The organism is Microcoleus sp. A003_D6 (genome assembly GCF_036702825.1).
In the GTDB taxonomy this organism is placed as follows: domain Bacteria; phylum Cyanobacteriota; class Cyanobacteriia; order Cyanobacteriales; family Microcoleaceae; genus Microcoleus.
The window spans coordinates 1-9,471 of the sequence record NZ_JAUBWA010000063.1 but is presented as its reverse complement, the minus strand read 5'-3'; the positions used below and the strand labels follow the sequence as shown (position 1 = coordinate 9,471).

At 47.0% G+C, this 9,471-nt stretch carries 7 protein-coding genes; 4 read left to right on the top strand and 3 right to left on the bottom strand.

Going from position 1 to position 9,471, the window contains the following annotated elements; all coding sequences use genetic code 11:
* Positions 1-772, top strand: a 772-nt coding sequence (locus QUB70_RS18185; RefSeq protein WP_442927795.1) for a calcium-binding protein, incomplete at its 5' end; no start/stop codon positions are given.
* A gap of 121 nt (positions 773-893) precedes the next feature.
* Here QUB70_RS18185 and phnE read toward each other — a convergent pair.
* From phnE to QUB70_RS18170, 3 genes are all read right to left on the bottom strand, one after another.
* Complete coding sequence (gene phnE / locus QUB70_RS18180) at positions 894-1,688, bottom strand: phosphonate ABC transporter, permease protein PhnE (RefSeq protein ID WP_332982451.1); 795 nt, start codon at positions 1,686-1,688, stop codon at positions 894-896.
* A gap of 115 nt (positions 1,689-1,803) precedes the next feature.
* Complete coding sequence (locus QUB70_RS18175) at positions 1,804-2,544, bottom strand: phosphonate ABC transporter ATP-binding protein (protein WP_332982449.1); 741 nt, start codon at positions 2,542-2,544, stop codon at positions 1,804-1,806.
* Between the two features lie 263 nt (positions 2,545-2,807).
* Positions 2,808-3,803 carry a phosphate/phosphite/phosphonate ABC transporter substrate-binding protein gene (locus tag QUB70_RS18170; RefSeq protein ID WP_332982447.1) on the bottom strand — a complete coding sequence of 332 codons (996 nt, stop codon included), beginning with the start codon at positions 3,801-3,803 and terminating at the stop codon, positions 2,808-2,810.
* Between the two features lie 222 nt (positions 3,804-4,025).
* On the opposite strand from QUB70_RS18170, the gene QUB70_RS18165 reads away from it, so the two are divergent.
* From QUB70_RS18165 to QUB70_RS18155, 3 genes are all read left to right on the top strand, one after another.
* Positions 4,026-4,991 (top strand): threo-3-hydroxy-L-aspartate ammonia-lyase, encoded by a 966-nt coding sequence (locus QUB70_RS18165; protein WP_332982444.1) that lies wholly within the window; start codon positions 4,026-4,028, stop codon positions 4,989-4,991.
* Between the two features lie 246 nt (positions 4,992-5,237).
* Positions 5,238-8,570, top strand: a complete 3,333-nt coding sequence (locus QUB70_RS18160; RefSeq protein WP_332982443.1) for an ATP-binding protein — start codon at positions 5,238-5,240, stop codon at positions 8,568-8,570.
* A 263-nt stretch (positions 8,571-8,833) separates the two neighbouring features.
* Positions 8,834-9,262, top strand: a complete 429-nt coding sequence (locus tag QUB70_RS18155) for a DUF7680 family protein (protein ID WP_332982442.1) — start codon at positions 8,834-8,836, stop codon at positions 9,260-9,262.
* Positions 9,263-9,471: the final 209 nt, after the last annotated feature.

The following is a 9,471-nucleotide window of genomic DNA, read 5'->3' as shown; positions in this document are numbered from 1 at the left end:
TACTGCTGCTAGCAATCTGGGAACGGCGGACTTTGTATTTACAGGTACGATCGCATCTTCTGGTACTAGCACTACTAATTCTGGTAGCGTTGTCGATTTAACTGCTAATCCGGGTACTTTCCCGACAAACGGAGTTAACAACTTCGGTTCTGGTGCTGGCGGTTACAACTTTACCACGCCTGTCTTATTCACAGGAAACGCGAGCAGCCCTAATAACGTCACCGGCACTGAGTTCTCCGATATTTTGAACGGCGGATCGAGTGCTGATATTTTCGACGGTGGCGCTGGTAACGACAGCATATCGGGCGGCGCTGGTAACGACAGTCTCTTCGGTGGCGCTGGTGACGACAGTCTCTTCGGCGGCGACGGGAATGACACTTTAATCGGCGGTTTGGGAACCAATGTTCTCAACGGCGGTGCTGGTTTGGACGTGTTTGTGTTCAGCGGAACTACTGCTGGCGGCGGGGATTTAATTACCAATTACAGCATTGCTGATGATGTAATTAACCTCGACAAAACTGGTTTTGCAGCGTTTACAACCGGATCTGGACCTTTGGGTTCTAGTTTCTACGCTTACAGCAGCACAGTCGGTGTAACTGCGCTCGAAGCAACTTTAACCGGGCCGTCGATCATGGCTATCTACGACAGTTTGTCTGCATCTACTAAACTGTATTACGATAGCAACGGTTCTACTGTTGGCGGTAACAGTTTGTTTGCAACTGTCGATGTCAATTTAGGAGTTTCCGGTAATACTGAATTGTTCTTGTTCTAAACGGCAAGAATCCTAATCGGGATATCGGCGTACGGTTAGGGACACGGCAATGCTGTGTCCCTACAATACACAGGTAAGGACACGGCATCGCCGTGTCCTTATTTTGTTTCTCAACCTGTCTTTATTTGGTTTCTAGTTGCTGCCGCCATTTGCTGCTAATTACATCTATAACCGTCACTACAACTAACAGCACTAACATCATGGTTGTTGCCTTGTTGTATTCAAAAGACCTAATATAATTCACTAATTCAAAGCCAATTCCGCCAGCGCCGACCACTCCCAACACCGAAGCCGCCCGAATGTTATACTCAAACATCCACAGCGTGTAACCCAAGGCTAGCGGCAATACTTGCGGGAAAATGCCGTATTGTGCAACTTGCAGCCAAGATGCACCCGCGACTTGCAACGATTCGACCGATCGCGCTTCCACTGATTCGATCGCCTCCTGATAAAATTTAGCCAGATAGCCGATCGTATAAATTGCCAGGGCCAATGTACCCGCCGGCGCGCCCAAACCAGTCGCCGATACAAACAGCAACCCCAGCACAATTGAAGGAACAGAACGCACTGCATTTTGCACCAAATTTGCCAGCCATTGCAACCAGTTTGGTGCTATATTGCGAGCGCTGCAAATAGCAATTGGTACGGAAAGGATTGCCCCGATTGTCGTTCCCCAAAGCGACATTTGAATTGTCTCGATCAAAGCTTTAATTGCTACATCTATTATTTCTAGATTCGGCGGCCACAAGCGCGAGATAAAATCGGTCATGTAAGGCCAACTGCTTGCCAGAGTTGCGGCATCAATTTCTAATCCCCGCAGGGCCCAACCGTAAATTACAATTAAGGCTACTGCAATACCAATATTTTTAATCCAGCCATGATTTTTTGAGGAATTAGTTGATTTGTTTTCGGTCATTTGCGTTGGTTTTGAGGTTGATGTAAAGTTATTTATTTTGTTTGGTGAAGGGGCTTTTTTTAATGAACCGCAGAGGGCGCAGAGGGCGCAGAGGAAGAGAGGAGAAGAGAGGAGCTCACGCTTCTATTTTGGGATGTGTTAATTTGCTGAATTTGTCGGAGAGGTTGTGGCATTTGCCATCATAGACTATCTGACCGGCATCGAGGACGATCGCTCTTTCTGGATAAGTGCTGGCCATTCCCAAGTCGTGCAATACTACAACTATTGTCATTCCTTGTTGTTTGTGCAGTTGAGCGAGGATTTCCATTACTTGTTGGGCTGCGATTACGTCTAATCCGCTGGTGGGTTCGTCAGCTAGTAAAATCTGTGGAGATTGGATTAAAGCGCGGGCGATGGCGACTTTTTGCTGCTGTCCGCCGCTGAGTTGTCCGGTTTTTTGATATGCTAGGTCTTTGAGTCCGAAGTTTGCCAGCAATTCAAAAGCTCGATCGCGCTGTTTCTTCGGAAAACCCCACAGCGTCTCCCAAGTATTCAAACCTCCCAAGCAACCGCACAGCACGTTGTCGATCGCGGGTAGCTGTTTTACCAACCCGCCGCCTTGAAAAATCAAGCCGATATCGCGCCTAATTCGCCTCAGCGTGCGCGGAGTTATCACTGTATCGTTAATCCGAATTTCTCCGGTTTTGACGGGAACTAAGCCGACAAAAGAACGCAAAAGCGTGGATTTTCCCGCACCGTTCAAACCCAGGAGTGCCACAAATTCGCCTTGTGTGATTTTGCAATCAATTCCGTTGAGAATTGGGCGATTTAGAGATGGTGAATAAGCTGTTTGTAAATTGCAACATTCGATAGTCATGGGGGATAGTTATTGACAATTTTGGTAATTAATTTAATGCACCAGGTAACTAGACCTCTTGCAAAAATCCTTTTAATCAAATTCTGGAACGGGCTCTCCGGCCCGTTCCACAAGAAAAAAAATTTTGTGGGATGGGCCCCAGAGCCCGTCCTAGTTATTTTTGCAAGAGGTCTACTGTACTAATTTAATGTGCCAACGCTAGGGACACGGCACTGCCGTGTCCCTACGGATTTCAGGTGCTACTTTTCAGAATTAGTATTAGATTACGGCTCTAATTTGGCGCGCACCAAAGCTTGACGCAACGTTGCTAAATGGCTGGTGTGATCGACTTTCACCAAGCGCTGGGAATTGTACAAACTGCGGAACAATTGATTGTTTGCAGGTTCGTTCAGTTTCATGAAAGCATTAACCAGCTTTTCCCGCATGGGTGCAGGAACGCGATCGTCAATCACAATTCCGTGGGCTGGAACTCCGGAAACTTTTTGCAGCACTCGCAACTGCTTGCCTTCTGCTGCTGTGATCCAAGGCGGTAGCAAGGCGTATTCCGATACGACTGCAACTTCTGCTTGACCTTTTAAAACAGCTTGCAAAGCGCTGCCATAACCGTCGCCGTAGGTGACATTTCCGAAGAAACTTTCTAATCTATCCGGCCCTGAAACTAATCCTTGACCTACCAATTCCCCAACTGGAAAAATAAATCCCGAACCGGAAGTTCGAGAGGTGAAAGCCATTTTTTTGCCTTTCAATTGTTCGAGAGTTTGTTTTGACGAAGCTTTCGGACGCAGGGGGCTGTCTTGGCGCACTACAAACACTGAATTGTAGGTATTTCCGCCGGAATAATCGCTGCGAACTTCGGCTAAATACATCCGCGCTTTTGCTAATTGTTCTGCTTTTAATGCCGCGCGGCCTGCTACAAATGCCACATCTGCTCTGTCGGCTCTCAAAGCTTCTACAGCGGCGGTTTCGTCGCCGATTACTGCTTCTACGGGCATTCCGATTTCTTTGGAAAGTATTTGCGCTACTCGATCGGCTTTATTTTGCAAATCTGTAGCATCCCTGCGGTTGGCAAATACGATTCTAATGCGATTTATAGGAGCTTGTGCTCTCAAATCTCGTTGGCCAAGCCCTCGAAGAGGATCGACCTTCGGGGTTGTCTGGGCGATCGCCCGCTGTCCGATTCCAACTGCATTCGCCGTCAAACCCGCTAGCAGCAAACATCCCGCGCTAGCGCCAGCCAGCACTTTTAACTTTGTATTCATTAATCGCTCTCCTTTGTAAGCACAAACGCAACTTGACTTTTTGATAATAAGTTGCAATAAATTGATATTAGTTTAAAGCTTTTTGAACAATTGAGCGCAACAGTTAATGATAAGAATTTTTAATAAGTTTATAGTAAAAACTTATAATTTAATATTTGTAGGAGTGAAGCGGGTAATGCCCACCCTACAAATAGAGTCCTCGATTGCCCCAATATACAATCTATGAGTGTCCACTTCTCTACTGAAAATCCCTTGTCAGTCTGTTTCGCGGATGTGGAGGCTGCGGCAAAGCGCTTGCAGGGCAAAGCTTTCAAGACGCCGGTGCTGACTTCGGAAACTTTCAACAAACGCACGAATTCTCAGGTATTTTTCAAGTGCGAGAACTTTCAGCGGACGGGTTCGTTTAAATTTCGGGGTGCTTGCAATGCTTTGATGCAGCTATCTGAAGCCGAAAAACAGCGGGGAGTGCTGACTTTTTCTTCGGGAAATCACGCGCAGGCGATCGCCCTTGCCGCACGGTTGCTACAAATTCCCGCTACTGTTGTCATGCCGGCAGATGCGCCAAAAGTCAAGCAAGAAGCGACTCGCGGCTACGGTGCAGAAATTATTTTGTACGATCGCACTCAAGTTTCCCGCGAAGAGCTCGCCACCAAAATTGCCGCAGAACGGCACTTGACAATTATTCCTCCTTATGATGACGCGCGGGTGATTGCGGGACAAGGTACGGCGGCGCTGGAATTAATCGCAGAAGTTGGGGAGTTGGATTTGCTGCTGGTTTGCTGCGGCGGCGGGGGTTTGCTGTCGGGATGCGCGATCGCGACAAAAACTTTGTCCCCGCAGTGTAAAGTAATAGGAGTAGAACCGGAGCAAGCAGACGATGCGGCGCGATCGTTCCGCACGAAAACGCTGCAAACTGTTAGCAACCCGGATACGATTGCTGACGGCGCGCGCACGCCATCTTTGGGGAAATTAACCTTTCCTTTGGTGCTGCATTATGTGGACGATATGGCAACAGTTTCAGAAGAGGCAATTCGCAGCACAATGTTTTTTATGTGGGAACGCATGAAGATAGTTGTGGAACCGACGGGAGTGTTAGCGGCGGCGGCTTTGTTGTCGGGTGTTGTGCAGGCTGAGAATGCGAGAGTTGGGGTAATTGTTAGCGGCGGAAATGTCGATTTTAGTCATTAGTTATTGGTTATATGTAGGGTGCGCAATGCGCACCGGTGCTAAGAGGGCTGAAGCCCAACTACGTACCTCATCTTTCTGAGAACCGCTATATGTAGGGTGCGCAATGCGCTACTACTACTGTAATTATATCGTTTCCGGTTGGATCGGAATGATTTAACCGCAGAGAACACAGAGGGAGAAAAGAGAGAGATGAATAATTCTGATGAAGTGCGGAATTGATATTATTATTAGTTAAGGATCTTTGAGATGCTGCCATTAATCTTTGATACCTGCGTGCCCAGAGATGAGATTTTATCGGGAGATTTGTCTCTCGATTTATTTGCCGCAAAATTGCGGTTGGTTGTGGAAGGAACTGCACCTCAAGTTTATCAAGATCCAAATACTTTCTTTGCTAATACCTTCGCCACTGATGGCATCAAAACCCTGATTCGTGAAGTTTTTGGCCGCTTGATGAAGCAAAGCGCCGGGGCTGGGGTGATTCGATTGGAAACGAGTTTTGGGGGCGGGAAAACTCACGATGAAATTGCACTCTGGCATATCTGCAAGCTAGGGCGAGAAATTCACGGATTGGAACGCTTTACAGATATTAGCGTGATTCCCGATCGCCCTTTACAAGTTGCAGCCATCGACGGTCGAGATTTAGACCCTGAACAAGGAGTTTATCACTCGGACAGTGGCTTGACAACCTATACTCTTTGGGGCGAAATTGCTTACCAAATTGGCGGGATTTCAGGCTATCAGTTACTGCAAGGCAGCGATAAAAGCGGTGTCAGTCCCGGTACTTCGGTGTTGGAACGGTTGACGGGGGGACAGCCGACTGTGATTATTTTAGATGAAATTGCGCGGTATTTGCGATCGGCAAAAGCGAAAAAAATTGGCAGAAGCGATTTAGCCGAACAAGTGGTAGCTTTTCTATTTTCCTTGATGGATTTGGCGGCAGCCTGCGATAATTTAGTATTGGTTTATTCCCTCGCCTCGACAGCAGATACTTTTGCGGAAGAAACGGCTGAATTGCAAGAAACAATGCGGGCTTCTGCAAGACAAGAACGGGTTTTGAGTCCTTCTACAGATATCGAAATTTACAACATCGTCAAACAGCGCGTGTTTGCCAAAGTTAGCGAGGAAGCGGCGCAAAAAGCGGCATCGGAATATTTGGCGGCTTATCGCAATTGCCGGGTTAATTTGCCCGATGGGTGCAAAGATGCGTCATACTCAGAAGCGATCGCCCAAAGTTATCCGTTTCACCCGGAATTGTTCAATCTTCTTACTAAAAAAATTGCTTCTATTCCCGAATTCCAGAAGACGCGGGGGGCTTTGCGATTGTTCGCGCAAGTCGTGCGCTATTTGTGGGAGGAAGAAGGAAGAAGGAAGAAGGAAGAAGGAAGAAGGAAGAAGGAAGAAGGTAGCGGGAAGCAAGAAGCAGAATTTAGGGGGGACAATTCTGGATTCAGGATTCTGAATTCTGACTCGTTTGTGCCGATGATTCACACGCATCATATTCCGGTGGGGATGGATGGGGAAATTACTAACGATCTTACTTCTCGGTTGCAGCGATCGCCCTTGCGGAATGCGATCGGCGCTGATATCTACAATCCCGATGGTAGGCCGGCTTACGCACAATTGCAAGACGGGGAATGGATAGCAGCGGGAAAACCGCCGTTTTCTACTTGGGTAAGCAGAACAATATTTTTGCATTCTTTGACTCAGGGAAATTCTTCGGGTATTCGGCTGGCTGAGTTGAATTTGTCGCTGCTGACTCCGGGGGTTGACAGCGGTTTTGTCGATCGCGTTTTAGACAGACTGACTAAGGTAGCCTGGTATTTAGACTCCGATCCGGTAACATCTTTAGCCCGGTTTAAAGAAGAACCTTCGATTAACAAAATCATTACCGAAGAGAAAGAACAAGTCGGGAGGGGATTCGCGAAAGAAGATTTGAGAATTCGTCGAGATAGCATTTTTGCCAAGAAATTCTTTACCTTAGTTTCTAATATCGAAAGTCCCGGAAATGTAGACGATAACCCTGATGATGTGGCGTTGTGCGCGATCGACTTTGACGATGCGACGGTGAATGCTTCTACCGACGCAGCGCCGGAATTGATCGAGAGAATTTTTAACAATAGCGGCGAATCGGGGAAGTTTCGCACCTACCGCAATCGGATGTTATTTTTGGTGGCAAATCGGCTAGAATTAGAAAGCGCGATCGACAATGCCAGAGAATATAAAGCCATTCAAAATATTCTCAAAAGTCAGAACCGGATGGAAGATTTATCGGGAAGCCAACAGAAGCAACTCAAGGAAAGGGAAGGCGCGAAAGATATAGCTGTGAGAGTATCTTTGACTAATGCTTACCGCCATTTATTTTATCCGTTAAATGACCAAGTAAAAGCACCGAAAGGGTTGATGCACTACACTCTTACCGCGCAGGATGCGAGTATGGTGAAAGGCAAAAATAACCAGCAAGATGTGATTCTCAAAGCCCTCAAAGATTGCGGCAAAATTCGCGCCGAAGAAGCTAAAGCTTTCGCCCCGGCTTTTATCTTGCAAAAAGTTTGGCCTGCGGGGTTGGATAGTTGGACGACGAAGGCGCTGCGCGATGCTTTTGCTAAGGATTTGAGTTTGAATATTCTCCTCGATGCGGAAGTTTCGATGCTGCGGGAGACGATTCGCGAAGGGTTGAAAATGGGGAATTGGGATCTGAAAGTCGGGGAGAGACTGTTTATCAAAACTGATGATAGCGTGTTGGCGCTGCCGGAGACGATCGAATTTAGCGATCGCGCCTCCCTCTACAGACGCGGCATTCTCGAACCTCCAGCGCCGAAAGAAGTGGAACTCAGCGCTCAATTGATGCCCAGTGCAGAAGCCGCAAAACCCGTGCGGGTGAGGTGGAAAGCCAAAGGAGCACTGACGGTTAGTTTGTATCAAGATAATATTTTAGTGCCGGGAAATTTCCGCCCTTCCGATGAGTGTGAAACCACCATTGTTAATAACACTATTTTTCGTGTGGTGGCCGATTATGGCAACGGGGAAACAGCAGAAAAAGCAACCAATGTCAACCTAAATTCTCAAGTTTCTACCTTTCGAGATAGTGGCACTTCTGCTTATGTTGTGGAAGGGCTACAGGGGACTTTGTGGGAGGCGAAACCGCAGATTATCGAACTCGACGGCACGGTGAATGCGGTATTTGCTGGTTTGGGCGATCGCATTAGCGACTACAAAGTGCAAGGCATCGAAGTGCTAGAATTGTCTGTGGATCGGGTAATGGATTATCGCAAATTAGGAACAGCAATTGCCCTCTTGCAGCGCTGGCAACCGCAAATCGACCAAACCGCAACCATTCAAACAGGCGACCAATTTGTGCGGCTGGAATATCAAGGGGCGTTTCGGGGATTTCAGAGCTTTTTCTCGACTATCAACAGTTTGTTGAACAGTCCCGACGCGCAAGCGGATGTTAGTTTGAAAATCACCTTAGAATTCAAGCCAGCGTTGTCAGCAAATGCCTCGGATATTAGCAGTATAAAACAAACGCTCGATCGCAATCCGGTAGAAAGGTTGAGTTTGACGGCAAGGGTGATATATTGAGGGAATAATTCAGATGATTCGGCGATTGAAATCGCTACTACACAAACGATGTCCGCCTCCGCGGACTAAGAAATAGAAATGTAGGGGCTGGTTTTACTAACTATCTACGCCTCAAATAAAATATCTCATAAGCCCGCCCTCTTATACCAAATCCGGGTTTGGGGCATCCGTTATTCTTTAACCCGCGAAGGCGGGTTTTGTTTGTGTAGACGCGGTTTCAACCGCCGAGTCATAAAGAGGATATCCAACCAGGATTTGGTATTATGCAAGAATTTCAATTACGAGTTTTGCCTTTAGATCACAATAATTTCGCATTAGAATTGTACCAATGCGCTTACAAAAAAGCGGGTGAAAAAAAGCGTCCAGCGGCTAAAAAATTGGGGCGACTCAAAGGAAATGCGCTGGTTTTAGCGAGACAAAAGATTTATGCTACTCTCAAAGCCAATAATTACGATCCGAAAACTTTATCTCAGCAGCGACAAACTCCTTATATTTTATCCGAAGAATCTGGCGTAAGTTTGGCGATTTTATTTCAATCCCTGCAACCGCTATCGAAAACCGAACGAATTGCTAATATTGCCGAGGGAATTATGGCGATGAGTAATGAAGAGGCACATTATTGGTTTGGAAAAATTGCCAATGGCAATCGTTCAAATGCTTTGAAAGCTTTGCGAATTTTATTGGGAGATTGAGCTTATGAACGCACGCGGGGCCAGAAAGCGGGTTTTTACGAGAATATTTCGTGACAGCGTAGAAACCCGAAAAAACCCGGTTTCTCTGGTGGTAGCGGGTTCTTGTCCCCCCCTTATTAAGGGGGGTTAGGTAGGGTGGTTTTATTGTGGGGAGAAGAAATCTGAAACGACAGAAAGCACCACTCAAAGCTCGCGTCTGGGACGCAACT